Genomic DNA, 333 nt, shown 5'->3' on the forward strand with positions numbered 1-333 from the left:
GAAGTACACCGTGACCGGTACCGCTTCCGGGCCCGGCAGCGTCACCCCGGCCAGTACCCAGGTCAACTACGGTGGTAACGCCGTTCTCACGGCCACCCCCAACAGCGGAGCGGTTTTGACGGGCGTCACCGGCGGCACAGCCACGGTATCCGGCAGTCCGGCCACCTTTCCGAGCCTGGCCCCGGTCACCATCACGATAAGCAATGTCACCAGCCCGCGCGCCGTTGCGGCGACCTTTGCCGCGGTCGGTGTCGATGCCGGTGTGGCCCAGACCGCCATGGTGATCACTAAGGTGACCTTGCGGGGGACCATGCAGGGGGGAGGCACCTTCAC

At 67.3% G+C, this 333-nt stretch carries 1 protein-coding gene; it reads left to right on the forward strand.

Annotation, left to right across the window (positions count from 1 at the left end):
* Nucleotides 1–333: InlB B-repeat-containing protein (locus tag JFN90_RS22090; RefSeq protein WP_199397295.1), on the forward strand; the 333-nt coding region annotated here is incomplete at both ends.

Origin of the sequence: Geomonas propionica (assembly GCF_016458235.1) — a bacterium.
Classification (GTDB): domain Bacteria; phylum Desulfobacterota; class Desulfuromonadia; order Geobacterales; family Geobacteraceae; genus Geomonas; species Geomonas propionica.